This is a genomic window from Nocardia brasiliensis (genome assembly GCF_011801125.1).
Lineage (GTDB): Bacteria > Actinomycetota > Actinomycetes > Mycobacteriales > Mycobacteriaceae > Nocardia > Nocardia brasiliensis_C.
The window spans coordinates 864,441-881,446 of the sequence record NZ_CP046171.1 but is presented as its reverse complement, the minus strand read 5'-3'; the positions used below and the strand labels follow the sequence as shown (position 1 = coordinate 881,446).

Sequence of the window (17,006 nt, the reverse complement as noted above, 5' to 3'; positions counted from 1 at the left end):
GGGCATGCCAGTGGATCGAATGCTGCCGACGTCCGAGGCTCGGGACCTGCTCGAGCTGACCCGCGATATCGCCGACAAGGTGCTCGAGCCTCGAGTGGTCGAGTGCGAGAAGACGGGAACGTTTCCCGACGGCGTCTTTCCCGCACTCGGCGCGGCCGGTCTGCTCAGTCTGCCGTATCCCGAGCAGTTCGGTGGCGGTGCCCAGCCCTACGAGGTGTATCTGCAAGTGCTGGAGGAACTCGCGGCCCGCTGGGCCGCGGTCGCCGTTGCGGTGAGCGTGCACAGTCTGTCCTGCCATCCGCTGTTCACCTTCGGCACCGAAGCACAGCAACAGCAGTGGCTGGCGCACATGCTGTCCGGCGAAACCATCGGCGCCTACAGCCTTTCCGAGCCGCACGCCGGCTCCGACGCGGCCGCGCTGCGCTGCCGCGCCACGAAAGTCGATGGCGGCTACCGGATCAACGGCGCGAAGGCCTGGATCACCAACGGCGGCAAGGCCGATTTCTACACCCTGTTCGCACGGACCGGCGAAGGATCGCGCGGCATCTCGTGCTTCCTGGTGCCGCGCGACACCGAGGGCCTGAGCTTCGGCAAGCCCGAGGAGAAGATGGGTCTGCGCGCCGTGCCGACCACCACCGCCGCATACGACGACGCCTTCCTCCCTGCAGAGCGCCTGATCGGCGAAGAGGGACAAGGACTTTCGATCGCCTTCAGCGCACTGGATTCCGGACGGCTCGGCATCGCCGCCGTGGCAACGGGTTTGGCGCAACGCGCGCTCGACGACGCGGTCGCCTACGCCAAGGAACGGGAAGCCTTCGGCCGCCACATCATCGACCATCAGGGCCTCGGCTTCGTGCTCGCCGACATGGCCGCCGCCGTCGACTCGGCCCGCGCCACCTACCTCGACGCGGCCCGCCGCCGCGACGCCGGACTCCCCTACTCCAGGCAGGCCAGCGTCGCGAAACTGGTCGCCACCGACGCCGCCATGAAGGTCACCACCGACGCCGTCCAGGTCTTCGGCGGCTACGGCTACACCCAGGACTTCCCCGTCGAGCGCTACATGCGCGAAGCCAAGGTCATGCAGATCTTCGAAGGCACCAACCAGATCCAGCGCCTGGTCATCGCCCGCCAACTCGCGGGCAGCTGATCCCGCAAACGTGGCCGAAAATGTTGATTCCTTGACCGGGGATCTCTTCGGACCTGCGGGTTCGGGTCATACGCTCGGGATATGAAGACGCCGTCCATCATCATCATCGGGGCCGGGTTCGCGGGGCTCGGCCTGGCTCTGGAGCTGCGGCGGGCCGGGGTGGACAGCTTCACCATCCTGGAACGGGCCGCGGATCTGGGCGGCGTCTGGCGGGAGAACACGTATCCGGGCGCCGCCTGTGATGTGCCGTCGCCGCTGTACTCGTGGTCGTTCGAGCCGAAATCGGATTGGCCGCGCCGCTTCTCCGAGCAGCGCGACATCCATGCGTACATGCGTGGTGTCGCCGAGAAATACGAGCTGACCCGGTTCATCCGTTTCGGCACCGAGGTGACCGACGCCGAGTTCGACGAGTCGAGCGGCCAGTGGCGGATCAGCACGGCCGCGGGCGAGGAGTACACCGCGGATGTCTTCGTGCCCGCCGTCGGCCAGCTCTCCCGGCCCGCGATGCCCAACATTCCGGGCATCGATACCTTCGCCGGTCCCGCGTTCCATTCGGCACTGTGGGACCACAGCGTCGATCTGACCGGCAAACGGATCGCCTGCATCGGCACGGGAGCCAGTGCGATCCAATACATTCCGCGCATTCAGCCCGCCGCGGCGCACCTCACGCTGTTCCAGCGTTCGGCGGCGTGGGTGCTGCCCAAGTTCGACACCGAGTACAGCGGCGCGCACAAGGCGATGTTCAAGTACCTGCCGCCGACCCGGCTGGCCGAGCGGTTCGCGATCTGGTCGCTGTTCGAGGTCCTGGCGCTGGCGCTGACCGACATCCCCGGCATGAAGACACCGGTGATCGCGCTGGCCGATCGGCACCGGGAACGGCAGGTCCCCGACCCCGAGCTGCGCGCGAAGCTGACCCCCGATTACGCGGCGGGCTGCAAGCGCGGCCTGTTCTCCAACGAATACTTTCCCGCGCTGGCCGAACCGAACGTCACGGTGGAGACCACCGCGATCGAGGCGATCACGCCGACCGGCATCCGGACCGCCGACGGCGTCGAGCACGAGGTCGATGTCATCATCTTCGGCACCGGCTTCAAGGGAACCGAGTTCCTGGCGCCGATGAACATCTACGGTGTAGGCGGGCGCAAGCTGACCGACGTCTGGGGCGACGCGGGCGCACGCGCCTTCCTCGGACTGTCCGTGCCGCACTTCCCGAATCTGTTCATGATGTACGGGCCGAACACCAACGTCGGCTCCGGCTCGATCATCTACATGCTCGAATCCCAGGCCCGCTACATCCGCCAGGTGGTGGCATACCTCACCGACCGGCCCGGCCGGTATCTCGCGGCGCGCGCGAGCACCGAGCAGGACTGGGACGACTGGTTGCAACGGCGGCTGAAGGACACGCCCTGGAACTTCTGTTCCAGCTGGTATCGCAACGCGGCAGGCCGGATCACCAACAACTGGCCCGGCGCCACCGTGCTGTATCGCTGGAAGACAAGGACTTTCGACCTAGCCGACTACGACGAGGCACAGGCCACGGCGGTGCGCTAGCGGCGATCGCCGCTCAGCCGGATCTCAGCAATCGCCCAGTAAACTGGACGGTATTCGGGACCGGCTACGGAAGAGGTGCGCACCGTGTTTTGGCTACTGATCGCCGTGGTGATCGTGGCGGTGGGCGCGCTGATCCTCGTCCAGGCCCGGCAGAGCAAACAACGGGCGGCGACCGCGCTCGCCGACGCGCTGGCCGACGCCCGCCAGGTCAACGAACGGCTCGGCGGGCAGATCTACAACCTGAGCGGCACCAACGATGCCGCGAAACAGGCACTCGTCGATGCGTCCGAGCGGCATCTCGCCGCCGGGTCGCAACTCGATCAAGCGCGCACGCCCGCACAGGCGCGGCTGGCGAAGCAGACGGCACTGGAGGGGTTGTACTACACCCAGGCCGCGCGCAGCGCGATGGGCATGGACCCCGGCCCGGCCATCCCCACCCTCGACGGGCAGGACGCGGCAGGCAAAGTCAGCGAGAACCGGGTCATCGAACACGAAGGCCGGGAGATCGCGGCCTCGCCCAACCCGTCCGCGGCGACGCCCAACTACTTTCCCGGCGGCAAGGTCGCCGGCCGACCGGTCCCCGCGGGCTGGTACTCCGAGCCGTGGTGGAAGCCCGCGCTGGTCGGCGGGGCGTGGGGCCTCGGATCGGCACTGCTGTTCTCGTCACTGTTCTCCGGGATGTCGGGAATCGGTTACGGCGCACAGGGATTCGAGAGTGGGTATGGGGACGGATACCAGGACGGGTTGGCGGCCGGCGGCAACCTCGACCAGGGCGGATACCAGGACGCCGACTATGACGCCGGGGCCGAATACGGCGGCGACGCAGGCGGATTCGACGGCGGATTCGACGGCGGCGGGTTCGACTGGGGTGGATTCGATGGTGGCGGATTCGACGGCGGGTTCTGACACCGGCAGAGCTGCTCACACCCACTGACACTGCCTGCACGGTTGCGCCGGGCCGCCGCGAAGCGATCTTCACCCCGCAACGGCTCGCTCGGCTACGCGGATTGGTCCTCGATCCGTGCCTCAACGGCGGTGGCTCCGACAGCCTCGGCCTCCAGCCTCAGCGATCACCCGTATTCGCCTACACGAAGAAGACACGCACGCCCGGGCCGCAGCCACTGCGCGTGGCACCCGCGCGCAACGCCTTCACCCGCCCGATCACCCTCCTCACCGCCGGCTCCACCGTCAGCGCGAGCGCGACCTTCACCCAGGCGATGCTCGAATTCCCTTCGCGCACAACGAGAATCGACCAGCCTGCCCAGGGCGTCTGCTCCGACGTCACGCGGCGCAAGCTGCCAGGCGCCAGGTACGCGCAGTGGTGGTTCGGCCTGCCCAACGAGCAATTCCCGACCTCCGACGGCCGCGCGTTCGACGGCGTCGGCATTCCACCTGAGCTGAGCGAGCCCGTCTTCACCGAGGAGGAGTTCACGCAGAACCGCGACTCCGCCTTCGATCGCGCACTGCGTCGGCTGGGCCGATCCCACGTCGGCCTGTTGACGACTCCCACCAACTGTCTCAGACTGTCAGGTGTCGGCATCCACCGACGACACTCGGGAGGCCCCATGACGCTGACCACCGCCGACATTCCGGTCGAGGACCTCGGCACCCGATCGCTGCGCTGGGCCCGCGAATGCTACGAGTGGGCGAAGGTGCCGCTGCTCCCGTCCGGCCAGCGGGTGGGCCGGGTGTACGACGTGGTCGGCCCGCAGAACCTGTTCGGCGAGGACTCGCTGTTCATCAATCTCGGCTACTGGCGCGACAATCCGGCCACCCTCGACGAAGCAAGCCGCGACCTGGCGCGCCTGGTCGGGCGCGAGGCCGGGCTCGGCCCCGACGACATCCAGCTCGACGTCGGCTTCGGCTACGGCGACCAGGACTTCCTGTGGGCGCGCGAATTCGGCCCGAAACAGATCATCGGCATGAACATCGCGGTCGAACAGATCGAGATCGCGAGCAGGCGAGCCGCCGAACTCGGCCTGGCGCACCGCATCCGGTACGAATACGGCTCCGCGGTCGACCTTCCCCGCGACGACGAGTCGTGCACCAAAGTCACCGCCCTCGAATCGGCGTTCCACTTCCCCTCGTACACCAGGTTCTTCGACGAAGCCCACCGCGTCCTGCGCCCCGGCGGCACGCTCGTCACCGCCGACATCGTGCCCCGCGCCACCGTCATGAACCTCGGCGACCGCGATGTCTTCGACATCCACCGCTACCGCCGCGCCCTGCGCGCCGCGGGCTTCACCGACGTCGTCACCTACTCCATCCGCCGCCACGTCTACACCCCACTCGCCGACTACCTCAGCAAGCGCCTCCGCGACCCCGACATGCGCCGGGTCAACCCCGCCCTCCGCCTCGCCTTCAGCCGCCCAGGTCTCGCCCTCTGGGGCCCCTGGGCCGACTACATCATCGCCGTCGGAGTCAAACCTTCATGATCAGGAGGAACCGTCGTCACACCCCACTCGCACAACGCCGCCACCAGTTCCCCCTCGCCCCACCCGACCGCGGATGCGGCGTCTCCCACCCCCACCCGGTAGACTCCCGAAGCGTCCGGGAGCCATCCCGGCCAGCCCTCGTAGCTCAGGGGATAGAGCACCGCTCTCCTAAAGCGGGTGTCGCAGGTTCGAATCCTGCCGGGGGCACAACCTTCCACCTACATTTCCGCAGGCGGAGGGTAATTTTTCATTGTCGCAGGTTCGATCCCCTAGAGAACCGTAACGTCGTTCGAGCCCCACCTCGCCAAAACGCCGCCAGTCGCTGATGGCGAGGAGGACTTTGGTGATGCGCGATTTGGTCGAGTTGTTCGTTCATTGGTTCGCGGGCCGGTCGCAGGTGCAGTTATCGGAATCCCTTGGGCTGGACCGGAAAACGATCAGAAAGTATGTCGCCCCGGCCCTCGCGGAGGGCATCGAGCCGGGTGTGGGTGCCGTGCCGACGCCCGAGCAGTGGGCGCAGCGGATCGCGGTGTGGTTCCCGCAGTTGGTCGATCCTGCGGCCCGGGCTACGACATGGCCGGAGATCGAACCCCACCGCGACCGGATAAGGGATTGGTTGACCGCGTCGGTCACGATCGTCACGATCGCGCAAAGGTTGCGTGACGAACACGGCCTGGCGGCTTCGGAGTCATCGGTGCGGCGTTGGGTAGCAACACATTTCGCAGACGAGGTCACCCGATCGAGGGTGACGGTGCCGCGTGTCACGGTCGATCCCGGGAGCGAAGCCCAGATCGATTACGGCCGGCTCGGGTTGTGGTTCGACACCATCCAGCACATGCGCGGGCGTCCCTGAAACCACGGGACCTGGCCGCCGAACAGCTCGGCGTTACCCAGCGGCAGGTGTATGCACTCGCCGAGGTGACGCAACCGCACCTGAGCGCAGCCTCAGATAGTCACGGCGTTACGAGGCCGCCGCGGATTCCTGGCCGAGCCCCAGGAAGTCTATTTCTCTTCTATAAACTTGCTCCAAAGTGGCTTGATGACACCTAGGCCGAACACAACATAAATAGACATGAAAATCAGGACGGGAAGCGGTATTCGACGACCCTCCTCGCTGATTATGTAATTCAAATATGCCACCCACGGAAGGCAAACTAGGCAAACAATGAACGACCGGAGGGCGGTAAGTCGGTGAATCCTCTTCGCGTGAACCGCATCGGTCGGACCGCTCGGGGCGGAATTGGCCTGAGCTACCGCCCGACTCCTCGAAGCCCATAGATGCTTCACCGAATCGAACACATGAACGATTATGATGAAATAGAAGACCCAAAGGAGGGTTGAATCATTAATCGGTGCCAACATTATCTACTTCCGAGTTAGTCAACCAGCATGCCGCGGAGTTGGTGAACCTTGGCAATCGCGGGCGTCAGAATAGGGTGTCACGGACTCGTAGCGGTCGGTAGCCGGTGGGTCCGAGGGCAGCGAGTTCGGCGTCGATATCGACCTCGATCGCGCCGAAGAAGTTGATGTTCTCGCTGTGCGCGGGCGAGACGTGGGCCAGCACATCAGCGTCGATGCGGCGGCCCTGACGACGCATCTGCTCCACCGCGAGCCCGTAATACTCGGTGGTCCAGGTGATTAGGGCGTTCGTGACCAGGGTCAGACACCATGCCTGCTCGGTCTGGGCTTCCAGGTGACGGGCACGGAAAGCTCCGTCGTGGGCGTAGATGAGGCCGCGTTTGAGGGCGTGGATGGATTCGCCCTTGTTGAGCTGGCGCGAGATCTTGCGCCGGTAGTCAGGTACCGGCAGGCGTAGAGGGTGCGGCGCATCGCCCCGTATTCTTTCAACGCTGCGGCCAGGGCGTTCTGACGCCCGGACGCGGTCAGCTTGCCGACCAGCAGGGACGCGGTGGCGTGCCCGAACTTCAGCGACCCGGCCAGCCGCAACAGGTCGTCGTAATGCTCGGCGATCAGGTCCAGATTCAACTTCCGTGTCAGCAGACCTCCGGCGTGCGGGAACCGCGCTTCGGCGCCAGCGCGCGGCACCGGCCGGTACAAGGTGATCTTGCCCAGGTCCCGGATACGCGGGGACAACTGCATCCCCAGCAAATCGAACAGCGCGAAGTTCACCAGGGTAACCCCGTGAGTATCGGTCGCATGCTCGGTGATCGGCAGATCTGTTACGTTACCGAGGATTTCGTCCAGGACATAGTGGGCTTCGCGGCGGGTGGTGACGATCACCTTGGTGCCGTAGGTGGTGTGCTGATCGGTCACATGGGTATAGGTCGACAGGCCCTCCTCAGCGAAGAAGTGATTGACCGCGCGGGCAGTAGTCGATTTGCCGCGCGTCGGGAACCGCTGCCCGTCCGAGGAGGACAGAGTTCCGGTGCCGACAGCGGCTGTCAGTGGCAGTCAGCGGGGAGATCACCAGATCACCGGCCTCGTCCAAGCGCACCGGCCCGTCACCGACGGCGAGCATCTGCTCCAGCTCACCGACCGCCGTAAACCACTCGTCGGTGAGCACCGCCAACGCGGCCGCCGGATCGGCCGGTTTGCCGACCAAGCGGCAGAACTCGGCCCGCTGCGGCTCCCACTGGTCGGGGGTGAGCAGGTAGGCGGCCGGATCGGCGTAGCGGCGTGAGCCGGGCACGAACACGTCCCCGGTACGCAGCCCGTCCCGCAACCCCAGCAACACGCACAGCTCCCAAAAGTGACGATAGGCAACGGTTTTGCCGGTCTTGCGGGCCTCGTCGAGATAGCCGCGCCACTTGGTGGGCACGAACCCCGTCGGCGCGTCGTCGAATACCTTGCGTCGGCCGGTCGCGTTCAACTCGCGCAGCATGTTCATCGCGATCAGCAACTCCGTCGCTGCCGTACCGCCGGAGAACCGAACCGCCGACAACACCGCCGGAGTGAACTTCCTCAGATACGAATACGAACCATCGAGAGCGGCCAGATGCCCGTGATCGCGCGGCAGCCGCGGCTGGGCCTGCGCAATCGCGGCCCGCAACCGCTCCAACCCGATGCTCTCGCCCCGGATCAACGCGCCAACCTCCTCGTCGGGGATCTGCGGGTCGATGAGGATGGCGAGGAGGTCATCGAGCAGTGCTTGCCGGTCTTCCCCGGTCTTGGCGCGGTCGGCCAGGTCTTCACGCATCCGGTTTTCCGCGGCGCTGAACTTCCCCGATAGCGCCTGATCGAACAGCGCCACCACCTCATCGAGCACATCGGCGGCCGACTGCGCCAGCACCGTCAACAAGATCGGATACCGGCGCTGCGGATCTCGACGTTCCAACGCTTGCCCGGTCAGACGGCGGCCCAGCGTGGCCAGGAACCGGCGGCGCTCCGCCGGCAGCACCGACAGATCAAGAGTGTCCGCGCCCAAGCCGCGGACGAACCCCAGCTTCTCGACCTCGTTGCGCACAGCGGCCGCCGACGCCTCCACCGGACCTGTGGACAGCCACCGCAACCGCGACATCCGGATCGAGGCATCGGTGACCAACAAACCATCCAACTCCGCGCACCGCTGCGCAGTCAGCTCGTGCGCGAGCCGGTCGTAGGTCTCGCGTTGCGCCTGTTCACGTGCGTGCACCACGCGGCGGACCACGGTGTCGGGGCTGGGCCGAATCACCCGCGCCGAGAGCAGATACTAACATCCCAACCGGAACTGCAGCGTCGGCGAATCGTGCTCCATCGCCCGCGCCAGCAAGAACTCATCGAGGTCCTTCAACTCCATCGCGCTCGCTACGCGCCACCCCAAATATTGAGCCGCCAACCGCAGATGCTCGGTACGTGTCTGCGCCCGCTTCCCATACGCGCGGATCATCGACACATCGACACATCGACCTCCAATTGCTGTGCCAGCCGGGCCACCGCCACCGGCGGCGCGGCGGCCACCTTGTCCGGCACGAACCCCAGCCAGGGAAGCGTGCACAACGCCACCGCCAAACCGAGTCGCTCCGCCGGGCCACGCCCGCGGCCCGGCGTCAGGAACGCGATATCGGCCGGGGTGAGTGTGAAGAACCGGAACAGCTCCTCGCGGCTGATCTCCGGGAACTCCCGCAGCCGCGCCAACTCCTCGGCCGCGAACACCTGCATCACCACGAAACCCGACCTCCAGCACACCGACCAATCTCATCGGCAGCCAAGCCAAGCACCAATCGCCTTGCCCCGCAGCACGAACAGAAACCCAGCCATCACCGCTGGTCAGGCCATTTTCGTTGTTTCCGCACGGTTACTACCGGAACCCCTTTCACCTGACCGACCAGACCGACTTGCACTTCGGAGCACGTAGCGCTCGTGACAACCCGGACTGGCCGAAGGTGGGCATCTTCGGGCACCGGAACATGCGACGGGTCAATTGGCTCGGGGTATCCCGCACGCGCCTGCTACGCGTGGACGGCCGAGACCTTCACATAGCCGAATTTGACGCAGTAGACGGCACGCCAGTGCTGGACATTAAGCCGTGGTCCGAAGAGTTCGGTCCACGCGGGACGTGCGACAGGCCGAATAGTCGACCGAGATGCTGAAGAACTACTTCTGAGCATCTAACTGGCGGCGACTCGTCACAGGTGCTGAGAGGACAACAACGCAGAACGATTAGGGGCGCTGCGGGCGCGGCTGCACACCAACGTACGGTTTACGGTTCTCTGCGCTATACCGGACCGAAACCAGTAGCGGCAGGAGCTGTTCGTAACGATCGTTTTCCGAACAGTTGTGAGCGTGCCAGGTCATTCCGGCACCTCTACCGCGCGGATCGGACTCGGGGCGCGTGCGTTCTGGTATTGTTTCGCATACCGCACGGTCGGCGATGACTTCATGGATCTACCGTGCGCTGGTCAGCCACTTTCTCCTACGCGTGAAGGAGCATGGTGATGTCGATCGGAAATTCTGCCGCCGCATCGCTCGCTGGCGCTGCGATAGCGATCTCAGTTCTGTGTGGGCAATCAGCCGCAACCGGGTTTGTGCCTGGCTGCAACGAGATTTCCTGGCATGCGATTATGCCCGAGATTAAGTGCCCTCCCGAGGGTGTGAATCGCAGTGTACCTGCGCCCGCAGGATCGGTTTGTTGCGATCTCCGCTATACCCCGGACCTCCGAGACGAGTATCCCCTATAGGTGCCCTGAGCTGCCGCAGCCTTAGCCCGCGTCGCGAACAAGCCTGAGCCACCGCCTCATGGTTCAGAGATGGCGGTGGGCGTTTATCCGCTGGCGCAGGATACGCATCGGTTGCTGGACAGTGTCCTGCTCGGTGGCGGACGCCAGGTCGACCCGCTCCGTCCACTGTTCAAAGAACTGTCACATAATCGGCCTGTCAGTGCATTGAATTGCCATGTGCCTGAAGTCATGTAGGCGGTGAAAATGTAGTTGGCGTGCTGGTCGAGGTTGGCACGAGTTCGGTCGTAGCGCCAGCCTCGACGAATAAACGGGCCAGAAGCAGACTTCGAAATCATCTTCGCTGACGGAGCTTAGAGCTCCTATCGGGTTCGATTGCTGAGTCGTCGCCAGCAGATCAGTGCTGCGGCGAGGTCGAGGAATCCGTGGTGGATGTCGGTGCGGCGTTCCCATCGGATGGCCAGTCGCCGGTACTGGTGCAGCAGGGCGAAAGTTTGCTCAACGATCCAGCGCCCGGCGGTGACCTTGTCGCGGGTGCCGCGGCGGGCGATGTAGCCGGTGATATGTCGTTGCCGCAGTTCGGAATACACGCTGGGATAGTCGTATCCCTTGTCGGCGATCAGGGTGGTGATCCGGCGCCGAGGTCGGCCCGCACGCCCACGCAGGGGGCGAACCCGATCGAGCAGTGTGGGCAACATCAGGTGATCGTTGACGTTGGCCGCAGACAACGTCAACGCGAGCGGGAATCCGTTCGCGCAGGTCAGGATGTGGTGCTTGGTCCCGGTCTTGGCGCGGTCGACCGGGCTCGGACCTGTTGCAGCGCCCCTTTTTTCGCCCGCACGTGCGAGCCGTCGACCATGACCCGGTCGAAGTCGATCAGCCTGGCGGCATGGGCGCGGGCGAGCACGGCCTGATGGATCTGCTCGAACACCCCGGCCGCTTGCCAGTCCCGCAACCTGCGCCAACAGGTCATCCCGGACCCGAACCCCAACTCCTGGGGCAGGTCCTCCCATCCGATCCCGGTGATCAGCACGAACAAGATCCCCTGCAGCACCAGACGGGAGTCCATCCGTGGCGGTCCCGGCGCCCCGGTCGGCTTCACCGGGAGTAGCGGTTCGATTACTGCCCACAACTCGTCATCCACGATCCATGGTGCTGCCACAGCGAAACATCCTGCACTGCAACATAACCCAACGCCACTCGAAGGAACCTGTTAGGAGCTCTTAGGCGGAGACACTCGCCCGGCAACAGGGCCAACATCTTCCACGAGATCGCACGACGGCAAACGGCCCAGCAAGACGATGTCACGCCCGCCTATAACTGATAGGCCGCTTCGATCACCAACCGCCCATCCGAAAACCCCAGGTCAATGCCGTTCCGCACACTGGAGTTTCATCGTCACACCGATGGACTCTGGCGCATTGGTTTCCACCGGGGTTCGCTTGCCTGTCCTCGATCCCTTGGTTGTTCGGCTGAATGTCGGCACCGGTCATCTCCGACGGGGGCGTGGCTCGCACCGCGTTAATCCGATATGTCGATCAATTTCTTGCCCCGCGCGCGGGAAATTGCTGACTGCGGTGAAAGTTTGGGAATCGCTCAAGGGTCGTTCGCATGCATGTGGGGCGGGCAATTGTCACCCGCGAAATCGGGCGTTGGGCAAGGTTGTTGGAGATCTTGCGAAGGGGCCAGTTTTTGTTGATTGGCAGTGGATTTCGGAGCGGCGGGCGAGGGAGACTGCAGACGGGATGCCTTAGGAGCAGGGAGTTGCGATGCAGGTAGCGGTGGTCACCTTCGACGGGTTCAATGAGCTCGACAGCTTTATCGCCGCGGCGCTGATCAACCGGTGCCGCCGGGACGGCTTGCAGTCTTTCATCACGACGCCGACGCCCGTTGTCACGTCGATGAACGGCGTGGAAGTGACCGGGCAACGCCCGATGTCGTTCGTTGCCGAGGCCGACGCGGTGCTCATCGGAAGTGGCGTCAAGACCCGTGACGTGGTCGCCGACGACCGGCTGATCTCTATGTTGCCGCTCGATCCCACGCGACAGCTGATCGGCTCGCAGTGCTCCGGCGCGCTGGTGCTGGCGCGTCTCGGTCTCCTGGGCGGCATGCCGGTGTGCACCGACCGGACGAGCCGATCCTTTGTCGAAGCCCGCGGCGTCACCGTGCTGGACACAGCGTTCCACGCCGAGGGAAACATCGCCACGGCAGGCGGTTGCCTGGCCTCCCAATACCTCGCCACCTGGATCATCACCCGAACCCTCGGCGCAGACGCCGCCCGTGATGTCATCGACTACGTGGCGCCGGTCGGCGAAAACCGCGAGACCGTCGAACGAGCCATGCGCACCATCAACGCGGACGAGTTCGCGATACACTGACACCCGATCAGACCCGTTGCGGGAGCTGCGAATTCACCGACGCGGCTCGACCCCCTGCATCATCCGTGAGAGCTCGGCAGGGTTGCGGACTGAGTAGAACCGGCGTCGATGCGGACCGCCATAACGGTGTCGATCCCGCAACAGCCCGCCAGGAGCTGGTAGCGACGACACCGAGATCAACACACGCAGGCTCGCCCCTCGAGCACCAAAACTGGTGTCTGCCAGCGGACTACGGCGCATCCGGATGGTCGAGGCGCTCGGTGCATACCGGGTGGCAGGTATGACGTAGGCCACACTCGCTACCCGCACGCCGCGGTGTCAGCACTCGTAGGATGAATCATCAGTTCAGCGGCTGAGGGACGTGCGCCGACCCGAGGCAGGCCAGTGAGGCGTTGACGCCGGAGGAGGATGGGCAGGCGGTCGTGGCGGCCGCATCGTAAGCGTCGACAAAATCGTCTGTGCGACTCGGGGAGTGCAGTTGTCTAGGATTCGTATTATCGGCGCTGTCGGCGTCGTGGTTCTCATCGTGCTGGCAGGTTCGCTGTATTTCGGCCTGCGGGACAGGTCCACTGAAGCTCCGACGGAGCAGCAGGCGATCTCGGTGGCGGTCGACATGACCAATCTGCCGCAACGCATCATTCAGGTGAAACAGACGATTCCCGTGCACTCGGGCGAGATAGATCTGCTTTTCCCACAGTGGTTGCCGGGCAACCACTCTCCGGCCGGACCGATCGACAAGATCGGTGGCCTCACCTTCTCCTCCACGGGGAAGGCGCTGGAGTGGAAGCGCGATCCGGCGAACGTGTATTCGTTCAAGGTCACGGTGCCCGACGACGTGGACACGATCGACGCGAACTTCCAGTACCTCACCCCCACCGATACCACCCAGGGTCGCGTGGTGATGACGCCGAATATGTTGAATTTGCAGTGGAATGCCGTGGTTCTCTATCCGGCCGGTGTTCCCGCCAGCGAGATTCCCTTCAACGCGAGCGTGACCTACCCGCCCGGCTTCGAGGCCGGAACCGCGCTGGATGTCGCGAGCAAAGACGGCGACACCGTGACTTACAAGACCGTTCCGTTGGACATCCTCGTCGACTCGCCCGTGTACGCGGGGCGCTATCACAAGGAGTTCGACCTGGCCCCCGGCGCGAATCCGCCGGTGCGACTGCAGGTTTTCGCGGACGCGCCCGAGCAGCTCGCGGCCAAGCCCGAGCACATCGAGCTGCACAAGGCGCTGGTGCAGCAGGCGGTGAAGCTGTACGGCTCGCAGCACTACGACCACTACGACTTCCTGCTGTCGCTGTCGGATCAGCTCAGCTCCAATGGGTTGGAACACCAGCGCTCCAGCGAGAACGGCCAGCCCACAGACTATTTCACCGGATGGACCCCCGAGGTCGGCAGCGCCGATCTGCTCGGTCACGAGTACACCCACTCCTGGAACGGCAAGTTCCGGCGCCCGGCAGACCTGTGGACCCCCAACTACAACGTCCCGATGCAGGACAGCCTGCTGTGGGTCTACGAGGGACAGACGCAGTACTGGGGCAACGTGCTCACCGGGCGGGCCGGCCTGCGGCCCGCGGAGGTCTCGCGCGACGCGCTGGCTTCGGTGGTCGCCACCTACACCGACAACCGGCCGGGACTCGGCTGGCGCAACGTACAGGACACGACGAACGATCCCATCATCGCCCAGCGGCGCACGAAGCCGTATCGGTCGTGGCAGCTCAGCGAGGACTACTACCAGGGCGGACAACTGGTGTGGCTCGGCGTGGACGCGCGCATCCGCGAACTGTCGGGAAACACGAAGTCGCTCGATGATTTCGCGCGCGCGTTCTTCGGTGTCGACGACAGCAAGTGGATGTCCCAGAACACCTACGACTTCGACGAAGTCGTCTCGACGCTCAACGGTGTCGTCGCCGACGATTGGGCGAAGTATCTGCGCGACCGCCTCGACGGTAAGGAATCGTTCGCCGCGAGCGTCGAGAAGACGGGGTGGAAGTTGGTCTACGACAACAACCCTGGCGCGTACCTCACCGCTCAAATGAAGAATGCCGATGGCGCGGTCAACTACACCTACTCGATCGGCCTCAACGTGTCCGGCGCGGGCAAGGTCACCGACGTGCGTTGGGACGGACCAGCGTTCAAGGCGAAGGTCGGCACCGGGATGACGGTGGTTTCGGTCAACGACGCCCCCTATTCCAGGGAGTCGATGGAGGCCGCGATCGAGAAGGCCAAGGCCGACCCCGCCCCGATCCGGTTGCAGGTGAAGGACTTCGATCAGACCAAGACCATCGAACTGGACTATCACGACGGTCTGCGCTTCCCGCACCTGCAACGCATCGAGGGCACCCCGGACTACCTCACCCAGATCCTGGCCGCACGTAACTGACTGCGCGCGACGCTCACAGGGAGCGCGAGATGATCTCCTTCATGATCTCGCTGGTGCCGCCGTAGATCCGGTTCACCCGTGAACCGGTGTACATCGCGGCGATGGGGTACTCCATCATGTAGCCGTACCCACCGAACAGTTGCAGGCAGCGGTCGACGACCTTGTCGCAGGTCTCGGCCGCGAACAGCTTGGCCATGGATGCGGTGGCCGGGTCGTTCTTGCCGTCGACGTACTGCTGAATGGCGTGGTCGACAAGGGTTTTGATGGCCAGCGCCTCGGTCTTGCACTCGGCGAGGGTGAAGGCGTTGTGCTGGAACTTGCCGATGGGCCGCCCGAACGCCTCGCGCTCCTTCGAATAACGCAGCGCCTCCAGCACAGCGGCCTCGGCCAGTGCCGAACAGAGGCTGGCGATGATCAGGCGCTCGCGGGCGAGCTGCTCCATCAGCTGGTAGAAGCCCAGTCCCTCTTGCGCGCCAAGGAGATTCGCGACCGGGACCCGCATATCGGAGAAGAACAGCTCCCTGGTGTCCTGGGCGTGCTGGCCCATTTTCGCGAGCACGCGGCCGCGTTCGAAGCCGGGCAGATCCTTGGTTTCGGCGACGATGAGCGAGACGCCTGCCGCCCCCTGCGACGGATCGGTCTTGGCGATGATCACCAGCAGGTCGCAGTGAGTGCCATTGGAGATGAAGGTCTTCGAGCCGTTGATGACGTAGTGGTCGCCCTCGCGAATCGCGGTGGTGCGCACGGATTGCAGGTCCGAGCCGGTGCCGGGTTCGGTCATCGCGATGGCCAGCACGAGTTCGCCGCTGATGATGCCGGGCAGCCACTTCTGCCGCTGTTCGTCGTTGCCGTAGGTGTGGATGTAGTGCGACACGATCGGCGAGTGCACCGAGAAGCCGAAGCCGTTGTCGTGCGCGTAGACCAATTCCTCCTGCACCACGGCCTGCAAGCCGAAATCCCCGCCCGCGCCGCCGAATTCCTCCGGCAGGTCCAGCCCGAGCAGGCCGGCCGCACCCGCCTGGTTCCAGAACTCGCGATCGACCATGTGCTGCTCGGTCCAGCGCTCACGGTTCGGCACGATCTCCTTGCGGAAGAACTCGGCGGCGTGCTTGCGCAGCTCACGATGCTGATCGGTTTCCCAGGTGGGGCGATAGTCGGGGAAGAGTACGGACATCGTTGTTCTCTACTTTCCGGTGGAGGGAGGTGCGTCTACTCGACAGCCGGCCCGGCACGATACATTTGTATCGTAATCATGTCGGTTGTACTCATATCTATGTCGGTGACCGAGTTCACATGGCCCCTCGGCCCATGGTCGAGCGGGCAGCACCGACCAAAACCCGACGTAAGATCTGCGGACATTCGACGAACCGAGAGCTGATGCTGAATCCACGGGCCACCAACGACGACCTGACCGCGAAGGCGCGCATCCGCAACGCGGCCATGGATCTGTTCGCCCAGTACGGCGAATCGCGGGTCTCGCTGCGTGCCATCGCGGCCGAAGCCGGCGTCACCCTCGGGCTGGTGCAGCACCATTTCAAGACCAAGGCCGGACTGCGCGACGCGGTGGATCAGCTGGTCGGCGAGTACTTCTACCAGGCGGTGCACTCGATTCCCGGCACCGGCACGCCCGCCGAGGTGGCCTCGGCGCGCGACGAGGCCGTGCGCGAGATGCTGCGGGAGAATCCCGCCGTCGTGAACTATCTGCGCCGCGCCATCCTCGAACCCGAGCCTGCCCAGTTGCAATTCCTGGAACGACTGGTGGAACTCGTTCGCTCCGAGGTGGTTTCGCTGCGCGAGGCGGGCCTGGCCTCTACCCGGCGACGCGAATCCACCCAGGTGATCGCCATTCTCGTGCGCCAACTCGGCGAACTGCTGCTCGCGCCACTGATCGATGCGGTCTGGGACCAGGTCGCGGCACCGGGCGACACCGCCAAACCCCAGCTGTCGATCACGGTCCAAGACTGACCGCTCTGGCCTGACGCCCATTCCCCACGC

The 17,006-nt window shown here is 64.9% G+C and carries 10 protein-coding genes, 1 tRNA gene and 3 pseudogenes; 11 read left to right on the top strand and 3 right to left on the bottom strand.

Annotated elements, in window-relative coordinates; genetic code table 11:
* Window positions 1-4 precede the first annotated feature (4 nt).
* The 7 genes and pseudogenes from F5X71_RS04190 to F5X71_RS36510 form a co-directional block, all read left to right on the top strand.
* A complete protein-coding gene (locus F5X71_RS04190; RefSeq protein WP_167460749.1) occupies window positions 5-1,147 on the top strand; it encodes an acyl-CoA dehydrogenase family protein in 1,143 nt (380 codons plus the stop codon).
* A gap of 81 nt (window positions 1,148-1,228) precedes the next feature.
* Entirely contained in the window at window positions 1,229-2,698 is a 1,470-nt protein-coding gene (locus tag F5X71_RS04185; RefSeq protein ID WP_167460748.1) for a flavin-containing monooxygenase, read from the top strand.
* Between the two features lie 75 nt (window positions 2,699-2,773).
* A complete protein-coding gene (locus F5X71_RS04180; protein WP_167460747.1) occupies window positions 2,774-3,604 on the top strand; it encodes a DUF1542 domain-containing protein in 831 nt (276 codons plus the stop codon).
* A gap of 101 nt (window positions 3,605-3,705) precedes the next feature.
* A pseudogene (locus tag F5X71_RS37680) lies at window positions 3,706-4,083 on the top strand (S41 family peptidase); the annotation flags it as partial.
* Between the two features lie 180 nt (window positions 4,084-4,263).
* Window positions 4,264-5,133, top strand: coding sequence for an SAM-dependent methyltransferase (locus F5X71_RS37675; protein WP_167466200.1), 870 nt, complete (start codon window positions 4,264-4,266; stop codon window positions 5,131-5,133).
* A gap of 134 nt (window positions 5,134-5,267) precedes the next feature.
* Window positions 5,268-5,340: transfer RNA gene (locus F5X71_RS04165), tRNA-Arg, on the top strand.
* 139 nt (window positions 5,341-5,479) lie between these two features.
* Window positions 5,480-5,956, top strand: a pseudogene (locus F5X71_RS36510) (IS21 family transposase); the annotation flags it as partial.
* A 603-nt stretch (window positions 5,957-6,559) separates the two neighbouring features.
* On the opposite strand, the pseudogene F5X71_RS37575 reads toward F5X71_RS36510, so the two are convergent.
* Window positions 6,560-9,231 (bottom strand): annotated as a pseudogene (locus F5X71_RS37575) (Tn3 family transposase).
* 224 nt (window positions 9,232-9,455) lie between these two features.
* Here F5X71_RS37575 and F5X71_RS37670 point away from each other — a divergent pair.
* Entirely contained in the window at window positions 9,456-9,662 is a 207-nt protein-coding gene (locus F5X71_RS37670) for a TrmO family methyltransferase domain-containing protein (RefSeq protein ID WP_428981477.1), read from the top strand.
* A 947-nt stretch (window positions 9,663-10,609) separates the two neighbouring features.
* On the opposite strand, the gene F5X71_RS04145 is transcribed toward F5X71_RS37670, so the two are convergent.
* Window positions 10,610-11,409, bottom strand: a protein-coding gene (locus F5X71_RS04145) for an IS5 family transposase (protein WP_167460746.1) whose coding sequence is annotated in 2 segments (ribosomal slippage) — window positions 10,610-11,079 and window positions 11,079-11,409 — 801 coding nt in all. Because the reading frame shifts where the segments join, the coding sequence is not laid out codon by codon here.
* Between the two features lie 607 nt (window positions 11,410-12,016).
* Between F5X71_RS04145 and F5X71_RS04140 the strand changes: the two genes are divergently transcribed.
* On the top strand, window positions 12,017-12,625 hold the full coding sequence (locus tag F5X71_RS04140) for a DJ-1/PfpI family protein (RefSeq protein ID WP_167460745.1): 609 nt from the start codon (window positions 12,017-12,019) through the stop codon (window positions 12,623-12,625).
* Between the two features lie 472 nt (window positions 12,626-13,097).
* A complete protein-coding gene (locus F5X71_RS04135) occupies window positions 13,098-15,011 on the top strand; it encodes a M61 family metallopeptidase (RefSeq protein ID WP_167460744.1) in 1,914 nt (637 codons plus the stop codon).
* Between the two features lie 13 nt (window positions 15,012-15,024).
* Here the strand turns inward: F5X71_RS04135 and F5X71_RS04130 are convergent, their stop codons facing one another.
* Window positions 15,025-16,185, bottom strand: coding sequence for an acyl-CoA dehydrogenase family protein (locus F5X71_RS04130; protein WP_167460743.1), 1,161 nt, complete (start codon window positions 16,183-16,185; stop codon window positions 15,025-15,027).
* Window positions 16,186-16,388: 203 nt separating this feature from the next.
* Between F5X71_RS04130 and F5X71_RS04125 the strand changes: the two genes are divergently transcribed.
* Window positions 16,389-16,976: a TetR/AcrR family transcriptional regulator gene (locus tag F5X71_RS04125; protein WP_167460742.1), complete on the top strand. Its 588-nt coding sequence runs from the start codon at window positions 16,389-16,391 to the stop codon at window positions 16,974-16,976.
* Window positions 16,977-17,006: the final 30 nt, after the last annotated feature.

What these genes read in the sequence shown, in the direction of transcription:
- F5X71_RS04190 (WP_167460749.1), top strand. Translation starts at nt 5, where the DNA reads ATGCCAGTGGATCGAATGCTGCCGACGTCCGAGGCTCGGGACCTGCTC.
- F5X71_RS04140 (WP_167460745.1), top strand. Translation starts at nt 12,017, where the DNA reads ATGCAGGTAGCGGTGGTCACCTTCGACGGGTTCAATGAGCTCGACAGC.
- F5X71_RS37675 (WP_167466200.1), top strand. Translation starts at nt 4,264, where the DNA reads ATGACGCTGACCACCGCCGACATTCCGGTCGAGGACCTCGGCACCCGA.
- F5X71_RS04125 (WP_167460742.1), top strand. Translation starts at nt 16,389, where the DNA reads ATGCTGAATCCACGGGCCACCAACGACGACCTGACCGCGAAGGCGCGC.
- F5X71_RS04130 (WP_167460743.1), bottom strand. Translation starts at nt 16,185, where the DNA reads ATGTCCGTACTCTTCCCCGACTATCGCCCCACCTGGGAAACCGATCAG.
- F5X71_RS04185 (WP_167460748.1), top strand. Translation starts at nt 1,229, where the DNA reads ATGAAGACGCCGTCCATCATCATCATCGGGGCCGGGTTCGCGGGGCTC.